This is a genomic window from Brevundimonas mediterranea, assembly GCF_014196125.1.
GTDB classification, from domain to species: Bacteria; Pseudomonadota; Alphaproteobacteria; order Caulobacterales; family Caulobacteraceae; genus Brevundimonas; species Brevundimonas mediterranea.
Genome location: NZ_JACIDA010000001.1, coordinates 168085 through 185358, shown reverse-complemented (window position 1 = coordinate 185358; position 17274 = coordinate 168085). Strand labels below are relative to the sequence as shown.

Sequence of the window (17274 nt, the reverse complement as noted above, 5' to 3'; positions counted from 1 at the left end):
AAGGTCGGGCGCTATAGCGGCTCCCCGAACAGCAGTAAAGGCGACTCTTGCCGAGCCGCCCCCACCCGGTCGCTTGCGCGACCTGCCCTCCCCCGAGGGGGAGGGAAAGTCTTTCGTCTTACTTTTCGACGATCTCGGTCAGGTGGGCGACCTTGGCGATCATTCCACGAACCGAGGGGGTGTCTTCCAGGGTCGATTCACGACCCAGGCGGTTCAGACCCAGGCCCACCAGGGTGGCGCGCTGGTCGTTCTTGCGGCGGATCGGCGAACCGGTCTGCTTGACGGTGACGGTCTTTTGCTCGGCCATGATTTAGGACTCCACAGCTTCGGGCGCCGAGGCGCCGTCGTTGCGACGGCCCATCAGATCCGCGACCTTCTTGCCGCGCTTGGACGCGACTTGACGGGGCGAGGACTGGACCTTCAGCGCTTCGAACGTCGCGCGGATCATGTTGTAGGGGTTCGACGAGCCGGTCGACTTGCCCACGACGTCCTGGACGCCGAGGGTTTCGAGCACGGCGCGCATCGGACCGCCCGCGATGACGCCGGTCCCGGGAGGGGCGGCGCGCATCATAATCTTGCCGGCGCCCCAACGGCCGTTGCCGTCGTGGTGCAGGGTGCGGTTCTCGCGAAGCGGAACGCGGATCATCGTCTTCTTGGCTTCTTCGGTCGCCTTGCGGATGGCTTCCGGCACTTCACGCGCCTTGCCGTGACCGAAACCGACGCGGCCCTTGCCGTCGCCGACGACCATCAGGGCGGCGAAGGAGAACCGACGGCCGCCTTTGACGGTGGCCGCAACGCGGTTGATGTGAACCAGCTTCTCGACGATGTCCGAATCCGGACCGTCGACAGCGGGACCGTTGCGATTGTCACGACGGTTGCGATCGTTACCGCCGCCGCCGCGCTGGGGTTGATGCGCCATGCTTCGCGTCCCTTAGAAGTTCAGGCCGGCTTCGCGCGCGGCTTCCGCCAGCGCCTTGACCCGGCCGTGATAGATGTACTCGCCACGGTCGAAGACGACGTCCTTGACGCCCTTCTCGATGGCGCGTTCGGCGATCAGCTTGCCGATCGCAGCGGCTGCAGCCGTGTCCGACCCGCGCTTGCCCTTGCCGCCTTCCAGCGACGAGGCCGAGGCGACGGTCACGCCCTGGGCGTCGTCGATGATCTGGGCCGAGATGTTCTTGTCCGAACGGTAGACCGACAGACGCAGACGACCGTTGGCGACAGCCTTCAGGCGACGGCGAGTGCGCTCCGAGCGGCGCTTGGCTTGTTGTCGAAGAGAAAGAGCCATGACTTACTTCTTCTTGCCTTCCTTGCGACGGACCTTCTCGCCCGCGTAACGGACGCCCTTGCCCTTGTAGGGCTCCGGCGGACGCAGCTTGCGGATGACCGAGGCGATCTGACCGACGGCCTGCTTGTCCGAACCGAGGATCTTGATCTCGGTTTGCTTCGGAACAGCAAAGCTGACGCCGGCCGGCGGAACGATGTCGACTTCGTGCGAGAAGCCGAGCTGCAACGAAAGGGCGTCGCCCTTCATCGCGGCGCGGTAACCCACGCCGACCAGCTCAAGCGACTTTTCAAAGCCGGTGGTGACGCCGACGACCATGTTGTCGACCAGCGTCCGCGACAGGCCCCACATCGCGCGACCGCGTTGCGTGTCCGACCGCAGGCCCAGCGACAGTTCGTCGCCTTCGCGGGTGACTTCGATTTCCTCGGCGACGGTCCAGGAGCTCTCGCCCTTGGGGCCCTTCACGGAGACGGTCTGGCCGTCGAGCGTGACAGTCACGCCCTTCGGCACAGCGATGGTTTTCTTGCCAATACGGGACATATCAGTAGACCCTGCAGAGGACTTCGCCGCCGACGTTGGCGTCGCGGGCAGAAGCGTCGGACATGACGCCCTTCGAAGTCGAGAGGATCGAGATGCCGAGGCCGTTCTTGACCGGCTTCAGATCGCCGATCGCCGAATAGACGCGGCGGCCCGGCTTGGACACGCGAGCGATCTCGGCGATGACGGGCTGACCGTCGAAGTACTTCAGCTCGATCTCGAACTGCGGAAACTCACCCGGGTTCTGAACCAGGTTGTAGCCGCGGATGTAGCCTTCGTCCTGCAGCACGTCGAGGACGCGCTGGCGCAGACGAGAAGCGGGAGTCAGCACCTTGGAACGCTTGCGGGTCGCCGCGTTCTTGATGCGAGCGATCATGTCGCTCAGGGGATCGTTGATCATCATGTCTGTTCGCTCCCCTTACCAGCTGGACTTGGTCAGGCCAGGGATCTGGCCCTGGTTGCCGAGTTCGCGCAGCGCAATCCGGCTCATCTTGAGCTTGCGATAGAACGCCCGCGGACGACCGGTCACTTCGCAACGGTTGCGAATACGGGTCGGCGCGGAGTTGCGCGGCAGTTCAGCCAGCTTCAGGCGCGCGTCGAAACGCTCCTCAAGCGGCAGGTTTTCGTCGTTGGCGGTCGCCTTCAGGGCGGCCCGCTTCGCGGCATACTTCGCAACCAGGGCCTTGACGGCTTCGTTGCGGTTTACGGCGCTCTTCTTAGCCATTGTTCTCTTCCCTTCCCGCTCAGTTCTTCACGAACGGGAACTTGAACTCGGTGAGGAGAGCCTTGGCTTCCTCATCGGTCTTGGCCGTGGTGCAGACGATGATGTCCATGCCCCACATCTGGTCGATCTGGTCGTAGTTGATTTCCGGGAACACGATGTGTTCCTTCAGACCGGTGGCGTAGTTGCCGCGACCGTCAAACGACGTGCCCTTCAGACCACGGAAATCCTTCACGCGCGGCAGCGCGATCGTGATGAACCGATCCAGGAACTCGTACATCTGGTCGCCGCGCAGGGTGACCTTGCCGCCGATGACCATGCCTTCACGCAGCTTGAAGCCGGCGATGGAGTTACGGGCCTTGGTGGCGACGGCCTTCTGACCGGCGATGGCCGTCAGATCCTTGAGGGCGGCGTTCGCCTTCTTGGAGTCCGCGACGGCTTCGCCGATGCCCATGTTCAAGACGATCTTGTCCAGCTTGGGCACCTGCATTTCGTTCGTATAACCGAACTGTTCCTTCAGCACCTGGCGGATGCGCGCCTGGTACTCGCCCTTGAGGCGCGGGGTGTACTTCTCGGTAGCCATCAGATGACGTCTCCCGTCGTCTTGGCGATGCGGACCTTGGTGTCCCCATCGATCTTGAAGCCGACGCGGGTCGCCTTGCCGTTGGCGTCGGCGATCGCGACGTTCGACAGGTGAAGCGAGGCTTCCTTGTTTTTGATGCCGCCCTGCGGGTCAGCCTGGCTCGGGCGCGTGTGGCGCTGAACCATGTTGACGCCTTCAACCAGGACGCGGTTTTCGGTAGGCAGGACCTTCAGCACGTTGCCCGTGCGGCCCTTGTCCTTGCCGGTGAGGACGACGACGCGGTCGCCCTTCTTGATCTTGGCGGCCATGTTACAGGACCTCCGGAGCCAGCGAGATGATCTTCATGTGGTTCTTGGCGCGCAGTTCGCGAGGAACCGGGCCGAAGATCCGCGTGCCGACAGGCTCGTTCTGCTTGTTGACGATGACGGCGGCCGACTTGTCAAAACGAATGACCGAGCCGTCCTTGCGTTGGATGTCCTTGGCGGTGCGCACGACGATGGCGCGAACAACGTCGCCCTTCTTCACACGGCCGCGCGGGATGGCTTCCTTCACGGAGGCGACGATTGTGTCGCCGATCGAGGCGTAGCGGCGCTTGGAGCCGCCCAACACCTTGATGCACATGACCCGGCGGGCGCCCGAATTATCGGCCACTTCCAGGTTAGTTTGCATCTGGATCATAAGATCAGATCCTTCTGATTACGAGGCGGAGGCGTTGGAAAGGACTTCCCAGCGCTTCAACTTGGACTTCGGGGCGCACTCGACGATGCGAGCGATGTCGCCGACTTTGAGCGCGTTGGCTTCGTCGTGCGCGTGATACTTCTTCGAAAGACGCACGATCTTCTTCAGAACAGGGTGAAGCAGCGTGCGCTCCACCTTCACGACGACGGTCTTTTCGCCCTTGTCGGACACGACCACGCCTTCGAGAATTCGCTTGGGCATATTCGTTTCCTTACGAGGCCGCACGCTTCTCGCGCAGAAGCGTCGAGATGCGGGCGATGTCTTTGCGCACTTCACCCACGCGGTGGGTTTTTTCCATTTGGCCGGTGGCCGCTTGGAAGCGCAGGTTGAACTGTTCCTTCTTGAGCTTCAGCAGCTCGTCGGACAGTTGATCGGTCGTTTGCGACCGCAGATCGGCGATCTTGGTCATCAGGCGGCTACCTCGACATGGGCGACGCCGGCGTCGATACGGGTCACGACCTTGGTGCGGACCGGCAGCTTGGCGGCGCCGAGACGGAGCGCTTCACGGGCCACTTCGTCCGTCACGCCGTCGATTTCAAACAGGATGCGGCCGGGGTGGCAACGCGCGGCCCAGTGGTCCACGGCGCCCTTGCCCTTACCCATCCGGACTTCGGCCGGCTTGCCCGTGACGGGCAGGTCGGGGAAGACGCGGATCCAGACGCGGCCCTGGCGCTTCATCTGGCGGGTGATCGCGCGGCGAGCCGCTTCGATCTGACGCGCAGTGATGCGTTCCGGCTCCAGCGTCTTCAGGCCGTACGACCCGAAGTTCAGCGAGAAGCCACCCTTGGCCGAGCCGTGGATGCGGCCCTTGAAGGCCTTGCGGTACTTGGTCTTCTTCGGTTGCAACATGACTTAGTTCTCACGTCCCCGGTCGCGACGCGGACCGCGGTCGCCACGGGGGCCGCCGCGTTCGCGGCCTTCGTTCGAGGACGGACCCGACGCTTCCTGGGCCCAACGCTTGTCCTGGGCCATCGGATCGTGCTCGAGCACTTCACCCTTAAACACCCAGACCTTCACGCCGATGATGCCGTAGGTCGTCTTGGCTTCGTAGAAGCCGTAGTCGATGTCGGCCCGCAGGGTGTGAAGCGGCACGCGACCTTCGCGATACCATTCCATCCGCGCGATTTCCGCACCGCCCAGACGACCCGAGACGTTCATCCGGATGCCCTTGGCGCCCAGACGCATGGCCGACTGCATCGAGCGCTTCATGGCGCGGCGGAAAGCCACGCGACGCTCGAGTTGCTGGGCGATGTTCTCGGCGATCAGCTGCGCATCGGTTTCCGGCTTGCGGACTTCGATGATGTTCAGGTGAACTTCGCCTTCGGTCCGGGCCGAGATGTCCTTGCGGAGCTTCTCGATGTCAGCGCCCTTCTTACCGATCACGACGCCCGGACGGGCGGCGTAGATGGTGATGCGGCACTTCTTGTGCGGGCGCTCGATGATGATGCGCGACACGCCGGCGGCGGCCAGACGTTCCCGCAGCCACTCGCGCAGCTTCAGGTCCTGGTGCAGCAGGCGGGAATAGTCGGCGCCGGCGGCGAACCAACGGCTGTCCCACGTACGGTTCACGCCGAGGCGCAGACCGATCGGATTGATTTTCTGACCCATCAGGCGGCCTCGCCGGCTTCACGGACCACGATGGTGATCTCGCTGAACGGTTTCAGGATGCGCGACGAACGACCACGAGCGCGGCTCGCGAAACGCTTCATCACCAGGTTCTTGCCCACATAGGCCTCGGCGACGACGAGATTGTCGATGTCGAGGTTGTGGTTGTTCTCAGCGTTCGAGATCGCCGAATACAGGACCTTGCGGACGTCGGTCGCGATACGCTTACGGCTGAATTCCAGCTCGTTCAGCGCCTTCTGGACCGGCATGCCGCGGATCGATGCGGCGACCAGGCCCAGCTTTTGGGGGCTGATGCGTATGTTGACCAGCTTGGCGCGGGCCTCGGTCGGGGCGACCCGACGAATGTTCTTGGTCTGGGCCATCAGTTACTTCCTTTTGGCCTTCTTGTCCGCCGCGTGACCCGGGAAGTTCCGGGTCGGGGCGAACTCGCCGAGCTTCATGCCGACCATCTCTTCAGAGACCGACACGGGCACATGCTTCTGACCGTTATGGACGCCGAACGTCAGACCGACGAACTGCGGCAGGATGGTGGAGCGGCGCGACCAGGTCTTGATCACGTCCTTGCGGCCCGACGTTTGAACGGCGTCGGCCTTCTTGAGCAGATACCCGTCGACAAACGGGCCTTTCCAGGAGGAGCGGGCCATTCTTAGCGAGCCTTCTTAACGTGGCGGGTACGGATGATGTACTTGTCCGTAGCCTTGTTCTTGCGGGTACGGGTGCCCTTGGTGTCCTTACCCCACGGCGTGACGGGGGTGCGACCACCAGAGGTCCGGCCTTCACCACCACCATGCGGGTGGTCGATCGGGTTCATGGCGACGCCGCGGACGTGCGGACGGAAGCCCATGTGACGCTTGCGACCGGCCTTGCCCAGGTTCTGGTTCATGTGGTCGGGGTTCGAAACCGCGCCCACCGTGGCGATGCAGCCGTCCAGGACCATGCGCAGTTCGCCCGAGCCGAGACGGATCTGGGCGTAACCCTGATCGCGACCCACCAGCTGGGCGTAGGCGCCGGCCGAGCGAGCCAGCTGGGCGCCCTTGCCCGGCTTCATCTCGATGTTGTGGATGATCGTACCCACCGGCATCGAACGAAGCGGCATGGCGTTGCCCGGCTTCACGTCGGTCTTTTCGCCCGCGATCACCGTGTCGCCGGCCTTAAGGCGTTGCGGCGCGATGATGTAGGTCTTCTCGCCGTCTTCGTAGGTCACGAGGGCGATGAAGGCCGTACGGTTCGGATCGTATTCCAGACGCTCGACCGTGCCGACCATGTCCCACTTGCGACGCTTGAAGTCGATCTTGCGGTACAGGGTCTTGGCGCCGCCGCCGCGGAAGCGGACCGCGATGCGACCGCCCTGCCCGCGTCCGCCCGACTTGGTCAGGCCTTCGGTCAGCGACTTTTCCGGACGGCCCTTGTGGAGCTCCGAACGGTCGACCAGCACGAGGGCGCGACGGCCCGGCGAGGTCGGATTGTAATGTTTCAAGGCCATCTGATCAGAGCCCCGTGGTGACGTCGATCGACTGGCCGTCGGCCAGCGTCACGATCGCTTTTTTGATGTCGACCCGGCGACCCAGGATACCCCGGAAGCGCTTGGTCTTGCCCTTTTGAACCAGGGTGTTGACCTTCAGGACGTTGACTTTGAACAGGCTTTCGACCGCCGCGGCGATCTCGTCCTTGGTCGCCGTGTCGGCGACGCGGAAGACGACCTTGTTCTGCTCCGACAGGATCGTGGCTTTTTCGGTGATCACCGGAGCCAGGATGGTGTCGTAGTGCTTGGCGGTAGGTTGAGCGGCCATTACGCGGCTTCCTTATCGCTGAAGCGGGCCTCGATCGCCTCGATAGCGGCCTTGGTCAGCACCAGCTTGTCAGCCCGCAGGATGTCATAGACGTTCAGGCCGGCGTTCGGCAGCACGTCGATGTGCGGGATGTTGCGTGCGGCCAGGCCGAAGTTCGTGTCGACTTCGGGACCCGCGATGATGAGAGCCTTGGTCCAGCCCAGCTTGCCGAGCGTCTCGCGCAGCGAGGCGGTCTTAGCTTCCTTGACCGAGACGGTGTCCACGATGATCAGGTCGCCGGACTTGGCCTTGGAGGACAGGGCGTGACGAAGAGCAAGCGCGCGGATCTTCTTCGGCAGCGAGAAGCCGTGGTCGCGAACGACCGGACCAAAGGCGCGCGAACCGCCGACGAACTGCGGTGCACGGCGCGAACCGTGACGAGCGCCGCCGGTGCCCTTTTGCTTGTACATCTTCTTACCCGTACGAGAGTTCTCGTTGCGGGTTTGAACCTTGTGCGTACCGGCGCGGCGCTTGGCCAGTTGCCAGTTGACGGTGCGGGCCAGGATGTCGCCGCGGATGTCGGAGATGCCGAAGACGGCGTCCGACAGTTCCACGTCGCCAGCGGCCTTGCCGTCGAGTTGGATGACAGAGAGTTTCATTACGCTTCACCGCCTTCGGTCGCTTCGACGGGGGCTTCTTCAGCCGGGGTCGAGGCGGGTTGAGCAGCAGACTTGCTCGACTTCAGCGCACCGGGGAACGGGGCGTCAGCCGGACGAGCCTTCTTGATGGCGTCACGAACCTTGACGTAGCTGCCGTCGTGACCGGGGACAGCGCCCTTGATCAGGATCAGGCCACGCTCGGCGTCCACACGGACGACGGTCAGGTTCTGAGTGGTGACGGTTTCGGTCCCGTAGTGACCGGCCATCTTCTTGCCAGGGAAGGTCCGACCCGGGTCCTGACGGTTACCCGTCGAACCGTGCGAACGGTGCGACAGCGAAACACCGTGCGTGGCGCGCAGGCCGCCGAAGTTCCAGCGCTTCATGGCGCCGGCGAAACCCTTACCGATGGTCTCGCCCTGGATATCGACCTTCTGACCCACAACGAAGTGTTCAGCCGAAAGCTCGGCCCCCACATCCAGCAGACCGTCCGCATCGACGCGGAACTCGGTGACATAGGCTTTCGGTTCGACTTCCGCCTTGGCGAAGGTCTCGCGTTGAGCCTTGTTGGTGTTCTTAGCCTTCTTCGTGCCAGCGCCCAGCTGGAGGGCGACGTAACCGTCACGCTCCTGGGTACGTTGGCCGACGACCTGGCAGCCGTCGAGCTGAAGCACAGTGACCGGTACGTGCGCGCCGTCTTCGGCGAACACGCGGGTCATGCCCAGCTTCTTGGCGATCACGCCCGTGCGCATCGGATCCCGCCTCTTTCTACTTTAAATCTTGATCTCGACGTCCACACCGGCGGACAGGTCGAGCTTCATGAGCGCGTCCACGGTCTGCGGGGTGGGGTCGATGATGTCGAGCACGCGTTTGTGCGTGCGGATTTCAAACTGCTCACGCGACTTCTTATCGACGTGCGGAGAGCGGTTCACGGTGAATTTCTCGATCAGGGTCGGCAGCGGAATCGGACCGCGAACGGTCGCGCCGGTGCGCTTGGCGGTATTAACGATCTCGCGCGTCGAAAAATCGAGGACGCGGTGATCAAAGGCCTTGAGCCTGATGCGGATGCTTTGATCCATATCGGTGCTTACTTCCAATGCGGTCGGAGGACCGCGTCCCTGTGAACCATTTCAAAGACCGAAGGCCTTCGGGCACATAGCCCTCAGGGAACGCAAATCCGCAAAAACGATCGGCCCACGCAGTCGCCCGCGAAGGCCGTTGAAGTCCCAAGAAGCTGCAAAGAACAGTGACTTAGGTCGTTCCTGCGGACCGCGTTTGCAGCGAACTGCACAGCCGGTCCAACAAGAGTGGTGGCTTATGCCTATCGATTCTGATTTCGTCAAGCGCGCAAACCGGTGCTGCGACAGGATTTCGTCAGGCTGTTTCCAGCGCCGTCGCCGGCGAGCAAATCGTCTTGGGTCGTCCGGCTTCATCGACCGCCACCATGACGAACTCGGCCGCCGCGGACCGCCGCCGTTCGCCCGTCAGAAGCCCCTCGGCCCACAGTTCGACCTCTATGGTGACCGAGGTCCGACCGAGCCGCGTCGCGCGCGACGCCAACTCGACCATGTCTCCTTCTCTTATAGGAGACGAAAAATCGATGCGGTTGGACGCCGCCATGACCATGACCGCGCGGGCCCGGCGCGTGGCGCAGATAAAGGCGGCCTTGCCCATCAGCTTCAGGGCGTCGCCGCCGTATAGGGTGCCGTAGTGATTGGTCCAGGCGGGGAAAACCATCTCGGCCGCCCGCAGCCAGCCGTCCTGCGGCGCCGTGTCATCGACCGGAACTGGCGGCAGATCACCCTGCCCCGCCTCGCGCGGCGCGACCATATTGAAGACGCCCCGCGTACACAGCCTCCGCTCCCCGCTGACCGGCGCCTCGGCCCGCAGTTCTACCTCGACGCCCATAGAGCTGCGCCCCACGCGAACCACCCGGCCCGTCGCCTCGACCATTTCGCCGATCCGGGCGGGTGCGGCGAAGTCGATGCGCTCGCAGCCCGCCGTGACCGAGTGCCGCCGCGCATGACGCGCGGCGGCCAGGAAGGCGACCTTGTCCAGATGCGCCAGACCGACGCCGCCGAACAATGTGCCGTGGTGGTTGGCGTCGCCGGGGAACACCATGTCTATAAGCGTGACGCTCATCCCGTTACGGCCTCCAGGCGCGCGGCCTTCGCGGCCGAGACCATATTGGTCAGCGCCGCCTCGGTCTCGGCCCAACCGCGGGTCTTCAGGCCGCAGTCCGGGTTCACCCAAAGCCGGTCCGCCGGCAGCTTGCCCGCCGCCGCCGTCAGCAGGGCCGACATCTCGTCCACCGACGGCACGCGCGGCGAGTGAATGTCATAGACGCCCGGGCCGATCTCGGCCGGATAGCGATAGTCGGAGAAGGCGTCGAGCAGCTCCATCCTGGACCGTGAGGTCTCGATGGAGATGACGTCGGCGTCCATGGCGCCGATGGACTGGATGATGTCGTTGAACTCGGAATAGCACATGTGGGTGTGGATCTGGGTCTCGTCCCGGACGCCGGATGCGGTGATGCGGAAACACTCGACCGCCCAGTCCAGATAGGCCGCCCAGTCGGCGCGGCGCAGGGGAAGGCCCTCACGCAGGGCCGCCTCATCGATCTGGATCACGGCGGCGCCGGCGGTTTCCAGATCGATCACCTCGTCACGGATGGCGAAAGCGATCTGGCGGCAGGTCTCGCTTCGCGGCTGGTCGTCGCGCACGAAGGACCAGTTCAGGATCGTCACCGGGCCGGTCAGCATCCCCTTCATCGGCCGCTCGGTCAGGCCCTGGGCGTAACGCCACCATTCCACCGTCATCGGTCTGGGCCGCGACACGTCGCCATAGATGATCGGCGGCCGCACGCAGCGCGAGCCATAGGACTGGACCCAGGCGGCCTTGGTGAAGACGAAGCCGGACAGCTGTTCCCCGAAATACTGGACCATGTCGTTGCGCTCGAACTCGCCGTGGACCAGCACGTCCAGACCCAGGTCTTCCTGCCATTTCACTGTCCGCGCCGTCTCCTCGCGCAGGAAGGCGGCGTAGGCGGCGGCGTCGATGACGCCCTTGCCGTGATCGGCGCGCGCCTTGCGCACCTCGGCCGTCTGGGGGAAGGAGCCGATGGTGGTGGTGGGATAGGCGGGCAGGTTCAGCCGCCGCTGCTGCACCGTGCGCCGGATTTCGAAGCTGGAGGTGCGGGTCGACAGGGCGGGGTCGGCGTCGGCGGCGCGCGCCTGGACCTTCGGATCATTGATGCGCGGCGAGGTGCGGCGCGAGGCGACGGCGGCGGTCGAGGCGTCCAGTTCGGCCTTCACCGCATCGCGGCCCTGGTTCAGGGCGCGGGCCAGGGTCGCCAGTTCGGCCACCTTCTGCACGGCGAAGGCCAGCCAGTTCCTGATCTCCGGCTCCACGGCCGTCTCACGCTCCAGATCGATGGGCGTGTGCAGCAGCGAGCAGGACGGCGCCAGCACCACCGCGCGGCCCGAGGCGACCAGGGGCTCGACCCGGTCCAGCACGGCGTTCAGATCGGCTTTCCACACATTACGGCCGTCGATGACGCCCAGCGACAGGACCTGGTCGGGACGCAGGGCCGAGGCGATCGGAGCCAGCTGCTCCGGGGCGCGGATCAGGTCGAGGTGCAGGCCATGCACCGGCAGCTTCAACGCCGTATGCAGATTGTCGCCCAGCGCCCCGAAATAGGTCGTGAGCATCAGCTTGATCGGCGGCGTCACATCGGCCAGCACGCGATAGGCGTGATCATAGGCGGCCTTGGCCTCGTCGCTCAGGTCCGTGACCAGGCAGGGTTCGTCCATCTGCACCCAGGTCGCGCCCGCGCGCGCAAGCGACCGCAACACCTCGGCATAGACCGGCAGCAGACGGGGCAGCAGGCTGAGGACGTCGAAGTCGCCCCCGCGCGTCTTGCCCAGCAGCAGATAGCTGACCGGCCCCAGCAGCACCGGCCGGGTGTCGATCCCCTGCCCCCTGGCTTCCAGATACTCGTCCAGCGCCTTGGTCGAGCCCAGCCGGAAGACCTGATCCGCCGTGAACTCAGGCGCGAGATAATGGTAGTTGGTGTCGAACCATTTGGTCATCTCCATCGCCGGCACGCCCTCGCCGCCGCCGTGGACATGGCCGTGTTCGCAGACCGTGCTTTCGCCGCCGTGCGAGCCGAGCGCCCCAGCCCCCCGGGCCATGGCGAAATAGGTAGCCAGATCGACCCGGTCCCCGCTCCAGCCGTAGGCGGCAGGCACGGCGCCCACCATGGCCGTCAGATCCAGCATCTGGTCATAAAGAGAGAAGTCGTTCGACGGCACGATGTCGGCGCCCAGATCACGCTGACCGGCCCACGTCAGGGCGCGCAGGTCGGCGGCGGTGGACAGCAGGGCGTCCGCATCGATCTTGCCGGCCCAATAGGCCTCGAGCGCGGTCTTCAGTTCTCTCTTGGGGCCGATGCGGGGAAAGCCGAGGGTGGCGACCTGGACGGTGTGGCGGGTCATGACATTCGAAACCTGTGTTGTGGCCAGGTTTCGGACAGGGTCGCGCGGACGCCGACGCGGACGTGCGGGGTCCGGCGGCGCGCATGCGGCCTGACCGGACACCCCGCCGGAGGACGTTATCTGTCGGGGCAGGTCTCCTGGCTCACGGGTCGACGCCTCGGGTCCGGCCTTCCCGGCGCGAACGCCAGTGACACGAGATGGACCCTCGACTCGCCGCTTACAGTTGCGGGGGCAGCGCCGGTTTCACACCGGCTTCCCTCTTAGCTCCACGCGCCCCGAAGACCGCGTGCAGACCACGACCCGGGCACATGAGCGCAAGGACGCACGGCCGTCAATACATATAAGGATATGCTTATATGATTATGTGATTGCCCGTCGTTAACCCCTTGCCGCAGGAAACGCCCGCAAGTGACACATTCCGACCACAAGGCGTGGCGAATGAGCCACATGTCAGTTTCAAGACACTTATGTAACGACGGTTTATTGCTCAGCTTCGGCCGCCGACTGGTAGCAGCCGCCCTCCCCGGACCCCCATCCGGGCACAGACTGCTAAGGACAAAAGAAAATGAAGACGATCCTCCTCGCCTCGGCCGCCGCCGCCACCCTGTTCGCCGCCCCGGCCTTCGCCCAGAACGCCATCGGTTCGGTCGGCGTGACCTACTCCAACCCGTCGGTCGAAGTCGCCGGCGATGACGTCGACGCCGACGTCTGGACCGTGGACGGCACGGTCGCCCTGCCGGCCGCCGACTGGACCGTGACCCTGAACGGCGCCGTCGACTACACCAAGGCCTTCGGTGAGGAAGACGTCACCGGCGTCGCCGCCGCCCACCTGACCAAGATGTGGACCTCGGACGTCCGCGCCGGCGCCTTCGTCGCCGCCAACGACATCGGCTCGGGCAACGATCCCGTCTGGACCGTCGGCGCCGAAGCCCAGAAATACCTGTCCAACGCGACCCTGACCGGCCTGGTCGCCTACACCACGTCTGACGACAGCGACGCCGACATCTGGACCGTCGGCGGCGACGCCGCCTTCTACGTCATGCCGAACCTGCGCCTGAACGCCGGCGTCAGCTACAACAACGTCGACGTGGCCGGCGGCGACGTGGACGCCTGGACCTATGGCGTCGGCGCCGAGTACGAAATCGAGAACACCCCGTTCTCGGTCGGCGCTTCCTACACCCGCGCCGACGTCGACTCGATCGACGTCGACACCTGGTCGCTGGGCCTGCGCTACAGCTTCGGCGGCGGTCTGCAAGCGCGTGACCGCGCCGGCGCCGGCCTGAACGTCTCGTCGATCACGAGCGTCCTGGGCGGCCTGTAAGCAACGGCCTCCCTCACGGGATGAGAAGAGCCCCGGCGGAGCGATCCGCCGGGGCTTTTTCATGTCCGCTCGACGCACGAAAAAGGCCCCCAGGGTTCCACGACCGGGGGCCTTTCCTCTCGCGGCGAGATACGGGTCTTAACGCCCGATATGAAGCGTCCCGGATCCGACGACGGTGCGGGACACAGAGCCTGTGGCGGCGGCGACGCGGACGTTCCCCGAGCCGGCGATGGCGACGCTGAGGTCGCGGGTCGTTCCGCCGTAGCGGACGTCCCCGGACCCGCCGATGGCGACCGACAGCTTGTCCATCCGACCCTGGCGGACGTTCACCCCGCCCGAGCCGCCGATGGAGATGTCGCCCTGACCACTGGCGCTGGCGACCTCCACATTGCCCGAGCCGCCGACGGCGACCTTGAGGTCGCCCGTGCCGCCGGCCGAAACCGAGCCTGAACCGCCGACGCTGGCGTCCAGCGTCCGCGACGTCCCGGCGCGGATCGACCCCGAACCCCCGACGCCCAGCTCAAGGTCGCCGTCCACATTGGCGATGGTCCAGCCGCCGCAGCCGCCGCTGTCGAGTTCGACCGAGCGCGCTCCGCGTCCCACGGCGCCGAACACGGCGCCGCCGGCGCTCACATCCACGTTCCGCGGCGTGCGCAGGATGATCAGGGGGGCGTCCTCCAGCCGGATGCGGCCCAGATCGCGCACCTCGACCGTCGCGCCCTGGCCGGGCTGGGCTGCGTCTGCGCGGCCCGAGTTGCAGTTGCGTATGCCGTCGCCACGACCCCAGACGCCATTGCGGCGGAGCCCGCCGTCGATCTCCACGTCACGGCCGTTGCGCCGCACCTGTACGGCCGGCAGCCTCGATCGGCCCTGCGTCACCTCGACGGCGATGTCCTGGCGGTCCTCGACGATGACGACCACGCGCGCCACGGCGTTGCGGATCTCGACTTCGCCGGCCGATGCGGGCACGGCGGCGGCCAACCCCGTCAGGGCGGCGACGGCGGCGGCGATCAGAGCGGTTTTCATGGAGGCGTTCCCTTTCCCGGATATGAGGAAAAGGTGCGCGCTGGCGACCCGCGAGTCATTTTAACTCGAGGTCATGAACTCGAATTAACGGGTGGCGTTCAAGGCGCCCGCGCCGTCTTCAGCGCCGACCTCGGGCTGGAAGTCGCGCTCGAAGGTCGCGATCCGGCTCTTCATCGCCCCGGCTCGTTTCAAAGCCAGCGACGCCACCCAGCGCGCCGCCAACTCCGGCGCCGCCATGCCGTCGGTGAGGCGCGGTTCGCCGCCCCGGCTGCGGATAACGGCGTTGGTGAACAGTGCGCCGTTCCGGAACCGCGACGGCCAGGTCTGGAAATCCATCGACAGGCTGACGCAGAACCGGTCCAGGTTCTCCACACGATGCGGCGCATACAAGGGCCAGGTCAGGGCGCGGCCGGGCTCCAGATCCATGATCTGGGCGTCGTTCTCGAACGCCAGATCATAGGGCAGTTCCTCCGTCGTCTGGCGCGCGACGACCTGTTCCATGCTGCGCTCGGGCAGATGCCGCTCGTCGCCCGGATAGACGAACAGCCGCTTGCGCCCGCGCAGGTGGAACAGAACCACCCCCGCCGCATCGAAATGATAGGGCACCCGCGCCTTGGGCGAGGACAGGATCAGCTGACCGGCGTTCCGCACCGCCCGCAGACCCGGATAGGTCGCCTGGATCGCGGCGAAATCCTTCATCGCCGCCGCCCACAATTCGGGCCAGGCCGTCTCGACCCCGCGCAGATTGACCCAGAGCCGGCCCTGTTTGATCGCCTCCAGGAGATCCTCGCCCGACAGCCGCCCTCGCGCGCCGGTGCGCAGGCTGACCTGGCCCGCGTCGTCGTAATCGTACAGATTGATGTCGAACAGTTCGGCCGGATAGCGGTCCAGCACGGCGGCCAGGGCCGCATCCTCGGCGAAGCCCTGTTCGACCAGACTGTGCGGGTGGGTTCTGGCCTCGGCTATGGGGCCGGGATAGCGGGTGCGGCGGTCGCTCATGATCGTATCCTCAGACATGGGCCACGCGGGCGGGCGTCTTCTTGCGGGCGGCGGCCTTGTTGACGGCGGATCGAACCGCGACGGCCGCGCCGCGCAGCCGCCCCACCGGCGAGGCCTCACAGGCCTCGATCGTGGACCAGCGACGGCGCAGCGACACTCGCAGCGCCTCGCCCCGACCGCCCGCCTTGTCCAGCACCCCCACCGCCGCGTCGCCCACGGCCTGGGTCAGGCCCGGCCGCATCACCACCGCCTCGCGCACCGTCTGGCGGGCGTTGACGAAATACTTCTTGTAGCTCTCGCCCTCGAACCCGAAGTCAAACACCCGGAAGCCCTCGGCCGAGGCCAGCCGCATCGTGTCCATGCTCAGCAGTATCCCCGGCGAGCAACGCGCCAGGCTGGGCTCATAGACTGGGAACCAGAAATGATAGTGCCCGCCAGCATGGAGCGAAAACTCCACCGCCACCAGTTTGTCCCCGGCGCGCATGGCCGCCATTGAGGCCCCGAAATCCGGCCGGGGGTCCGCCATCAGGGCGTGGAGCAGGTCGCGCGTCCAGCCGCAGGCGAAAATGTCGTGCAGGCCCGAGCGGCGATACTGCGCCGCCTTCAGATCGATCAACTGGTCCAGCAAAGCCGGGTCGCGCAGGCCGCGTTCGACGCGAACGGGCCCCAGCTCGGCCTCCAGGCTGCGGCGGGCCCGTTCCTTGTCCTTGAAATATTTGCCGAAGGTCACGCGACGCTCGGCGTACCAGGCATCGAAGCCGGCGTCCGGCATGACGACCTGAACGGTCTCACGCGCCTGGCCGGTCACGGCCGCGCCGATCCAGCCGGGGACGTTCAACCGGCGTGCATGAAGCAGGTGCGCCACCTGTTCCAGCGTGATGGTCTCGCCCTCGGCGGCGATCACCCCATGATAGTCGTTCATCGGCGCACCCAGCGGCTGCACCGATCCGCCGCGTTTCTGATGCGGGAAGAAGCCGACGATCCGCCCGCCGCGCCGAAACACGGCCACGGCCGCGCCCGGACAGACGCGGGCGGCGATCTGCGTATAGTCCCAGCGGAAATAGGGACTGGTCAGGGCCGGATTGGTCGCAGTCCAGTCGCGCCACAGGGCGATCGCGGCGGCGTCCATCGCCTCCGCGCTGATGATCTCGACCTGCAGCGTTTCGGCCATGCGCGTCCTCATGCGACCCTTGGAGCAAGGTCCATTCCACAAACCATCCTGCCCTATGGCCCGTTTCGGTACAGTTCATCGTCATGGTGAACGGGGTGATATCGCCACAGACGGGAGCCCCGCCGCCCCGCGCGCGTTGCCATCCTGCGGAGGCCTGCTCCGCCAGGAGACCCAGATGACCGACGCACGCCCCGACAATCGCAATGTGGAGAATGAAAACCTGCGTCCGGACCACGACGGCGAACCGCCGCGCCCCGCGACCGAACCCAAGGGCTCGGAAGGCTCCAGCAATTCGGGCGAGACCGCGACCGATCCCGCGACGGGCGAAGAGAACTGAACCTGACGC

Annotated in this window: 27 protein-coding genes and 1 riboswitch; of the genes, 2 read left to right on the top strand and 25 right to left on the bottom strand. The window is 65.6% G+C overall.

Annotated elements, in window-relative coordinates; translation table 11 throughout:
• Positions 1 to 118 precede the first annotated feature (118 nt).
• The 22 genes from rpmD to metE all read right to left on the bottom strand — a co-directional run bounded on the left by rpmD (position 119) and on the right by metE (position 12411).
• Positions 119 to 307, bottom strand: a complete 189-nt coding sequence (gene rpmD, locus GGR11_RS01030; protein WP_183194946.1) for a 50S ribosomal protein L30 — start codon at positions 305 to 307, stop codon at positions 119 to 121.
• A gap of 3 nt (positions 308 to 310) precedes the next feature.
• Entirely contained in the window at positions 311 to 919 is a 609-nt protein-coding gene (gene rpsE / locus GGR11_RS01025; RefSeq protein ID WP_008262674.1) for a 30S ribosomal protein S5, read from the bottom strand.
• Positions 920 to 931: 12 nt separating this feature from the next.
• Positions 932 to 1288: a 50S ribosomal protein L18 gene (rplR, locus tag GGR11_RS01020; protein ID WP_154726238.1), complete on the bottom strand. Its 357-nt coding sequence runs from the start codon at positions 1286 to 1288 to the stop codon at positions 932 to 934.
• A gap of 3 nt (positions 1289 to 1291) precedes the next feature.
• Complete coding sequence (gene rplF / locus GGR11_RS01015) at positions 1292 to 1825, bottom strand: 50S ribosomal protein L6 (protein ID WP_183194944.1); 534 nt, start codon at positions 1823 to 1825, stop codon at positions 1292 to 1294.
• 1 nt (position 1826) lies between these two features.
• Positions 1827 to 2225, bottom strand: coding sequence for a 30S ribosomal protein S8 (gene rpsH / locus GGR11_RS01010; protein WP_008262310.1), 399 nt, complete (start codon positions 2223 to 2225; stop codon positions 1827 to 1829).
• A 15-nt stretch (positions 2226 to 2240) separates the two neighbouring features.
• Positions 2241 to 2546, bottom strand: a complete 306-nt coding sequence (gene rpsN / locus GGR11_RS01005) for a 30S ribosomal protein S14 (protein WP_008259854.1) — start codon at positions 2544 to 2546, stop codon at positions 2241 to 2243.
• Between the two features lie 19 nt (positions 2547 to 2565).
• The gene (gene rplE, locus GGR11_RS01000; protein ID WP_183194943.1) at positions 2566 to 3126 is read right to left on the bottom strand and encodes a 50S ribosomal protein L5; all 561 of its coding nucleotides are present in this window, start codon (positions 3124 to 3126) and stop codon (positions 2566 to 2568) included.
• On the bottom strand, positions 3126 to 3434 hold the full coding sequence (gene rplX / locus GGR11_RS00995; RefSeq protein ID WP_008263379.1) for a 50S ribosomal protein L24: 309 nt from the start codon (positions 3432 to 3434) through the stop codon (positions 3126 to 3128). Before rplX ends, rplE begins: the two co-directional genes overlap by 1 nt.
• 1 nt (position 3435) lies before the next feature.
• Positions 3436 to 3804 carry a 50S ribosomal protein L14 gene (rplN, locus tag GGR11_RS00990; protein WP_003164378.1) on the bottom strand — a complete coding sequence of 123 codons (369 nt, stop codon included), beginning with the start codon at positions 3802 to 3804 and terminating at the stop codon, positions 3436 to 3438.
• Between the two features lie 18 nt (positions 3805 to 3822).
• Positions 3823 to 4065: a 30S ribosomal protein S17 gene (gene rpsQ / locus GGR11_RS00985; protein ID WP_008262472.1), complete on the bottom strand. Its 243-nt coding sequence runs from the start codon at positions 4063 to 4065 to the stop codon at positions 3823 to 3825.
• 10 nt (positions 4066 to 4075) lie between these two features.
• Entirely contained in the window at positions 4076 to 4273 is a 198-nt protein-coding gene (gene rpmC, locus GGR11_RS00980; protein ID WP_008263673.1) for a 50S ribosomal protein L29, read from the bottom strand.
• Positions 4273 to 4713, bottom strand: a complete 441-nt coding sequence (rplP, locus tag GGR11_RS00975) for a 50S ribosomal protein L16 (protein WP_008259917.1) — start codon at positions 4711 to 4713, stop codon at positions 4273 to 4275. Before rplP ends, rpmC begins: the two co-directional genes overlap by 1 nt.
• A 3-nt stretch (positions 4714 to 4716) precedes the next feature.
• Positions 4717 to 5472, bottom strand: a complete 756-nt coding sequence (rpsC, locus tag GGR11_RS00970) for a 30S ribosomal protein S3 (RefSeq protein ID WP_183194940.1) — start codon at positions 5470 to 5472, stop codon at positions 4717 to 4719.
• Entirely contained in the window at positions 5472 to 5852 is a 381-nt protein-coding gene (rplV, locus tag GGR11_RS00965; protein WP_183194939.1) for a 50S ribosomal protein L22, read from the bottom strand. The genes rpsC and rplV overlap by 1 nt, the downstream gene beginning before the upstream one ends.
• A gap of 3 nt (positions 5853 to 5855) precedes the next feature.
• Entirely contained in the window at positions 5856 to 6134 is a 279-nt protein-coding gene (gene rpsS, locus GGR11_RS00960) for a 30S ribosomal protein S19 (protein ID WP_008262211.1), read from the bottom strand.
• A gap of 2 nt (positions 6135 to 6136) precedes the next feature.
• Positions 6137 to 6973, bottom strand: coding sequence for a 50S ribosomal protein L2 (gene rplB, locus GGR11_RS00955; RefSeq protein WP_008259904.1), 837 nt, complete (start codon positions 6971 to 6973; stop codon positions 6137 to 6139).
• 4 nt (positions 6974 to 6977) lie between these two features.
• Entirely contained in the window at positions 6978 to 7280 is a 303-nt protein-coding gene (locus tag GGR11_RS00950) for a 50S ribosomal protein L23 (RefSeq protein WP_008260292.1), read from the bottom strand.
• The gene (gene rplD / locus GGR11_RS00945) at positions 7280 to 7918 is read right to left on the bottom strand and encodes a 50S ribosomal protein L4 (RefSeq protein WP_035307172.1); all 639 of its coding nucleotides are present in this window, start codon (positions 7916 to 7918) and stop codon (positions 7280 to 7282) included. The genes GGR11_RS00950 and rplD overlap by 1 nt, the downstream gene beginning before the upstream one ends.
• Positions 7918 to 8667 (bottom strand): 50S ribosomal protein L3, encoded by a 750-nt coding sequence (gene rplC / locus GGR11_RS00940; protein WP_183194937.1) that lies wholly within the window; start codon positions 8665 to 8667, stop codon positions 7918 to 7920. Before rplC ends, rplD begins: the two co-directional genes overlap by 1 nt.
• Positions 8668 to 8688: 21 nt before the next feature.
• A complete protein-coding gene (gene rpsJ, locus GGR11_RS00935; RefSeq protein ID WP_105563630.1) occupies positions 8689 to 8994 on the bottom strand; it encodes a 30S ribosomal protein S10 in 306 nt (101 codons plus the stop codon).
• A gap of 295 nt (positions 8995 to 9289) precedes the next feature.
• Complete coding sequence (locus GGR11_RS00930; protein ID WP_246331467.1) at positions 9290 to 10057, bottom strand: acyl-CoA thioesterase; 768 nt, start codon at positions 10055 to 10057, stop codon at positions 9290 to 9292.
• Positions 10054 to 12411: a 5-methyltetrahydropteroyltriglutamate--homocysteine S-methyltransferase gene (gene metE / locus GGR11_RS00925; protein WP_183194935.1), complete on the bottom strand. Its 2358-nt coding sequence runs from the start codon at positions 12409 to 12411 to the stop codon at positions 10054 to 10056. The genes GGR11_RS00930 and metE overlap by 4 nt, the downstream gene beginning before the upstream one ends.
• A 110-nt stretch (positions 12412 to 12521) precedes the next feature.
• Positions 12522 to 12724: riboswitch (cobalamin riboswitch) on the bottom strand.
• 252 nt (positions 12725 to 12976) lie between these two features.
• Here metE and GGR11_RS00920 point away from each other — a divergent pair.
• A complete protein-coding gene (locus tag GGR11_RS00920; protein ID WP_183194934.1) occupies positions 12977 to 13732 on the top strand; it encodes a porin in 756 nt (251 codons plus the stop codon).
• A 138-nt stretch (positions 13733 to 13870) separates the two neighbouring features.
• On the opposite strand, the gene GGR11_RS00915 is transcribed toward GGR11_RS00920, so the two are convergent.
• The 3 genes from GGR11_RS00915 to GGR11_RS00905 all read right to left on the bottom strand — a co-directional run bounded on the left by GGR11_RS00915 (position 13871) and on the right by GGR11_RS00905 (position 16928).
• Positions 13871 to 14758, bottom strand: a complete 888-nt coding sequence (locus GGR11_RS00915) for a GIN domain-containing protein (protein ID WP_183194932.1) — start codon at positions 14756 to 14758, stop codon at positions 13871 to 13873.
• Positions 14759 to 14842: 84 nt separating this feature from the next.
• On the bottom strand, positions 14843 to 15757 hold the full coding sequence (locus GGR11_RS00910; RefSeq protein ID WP_183194930.1) for a transcriptional regulator: 915 nt from the start codon (positions 15755 to 15757) through the stop codon (positions 14843 to 14845).
• 10 nt (positions 15758 to 15767) lie between these two features.
• Positions 15768 to 16928: a GNAT family N-acetyltransferase gene (locus tag GGR11_RS00905; protein ID WP_183194929.1), complete on the bottom strand. Its 1161-nt coding sequence runs from the start codon at positions 16926 to 16928 to the stop codon at positions 15768 to 15770.
• Between the two features lie 175 nt (positions 16929 to 17103).
• Here GGR11_RS00905 and GGR11_RS00900 point away from each other — a divergent pair, with 175 nt between their 5' ends.
• The gene (locus GGR11_RS00900; protein WP_008259259.1) at positions 17104 to 17265 is read left to right on the top strand and encodes a hypothetical protein; all 162 of its coding nucleotides are present in this window, start codon (positions 17104 to 17106) and stop codon (positions 17263 to 17265) included.
• Positions 17266 to 17274: the final 9 nt, after the last annotated feature.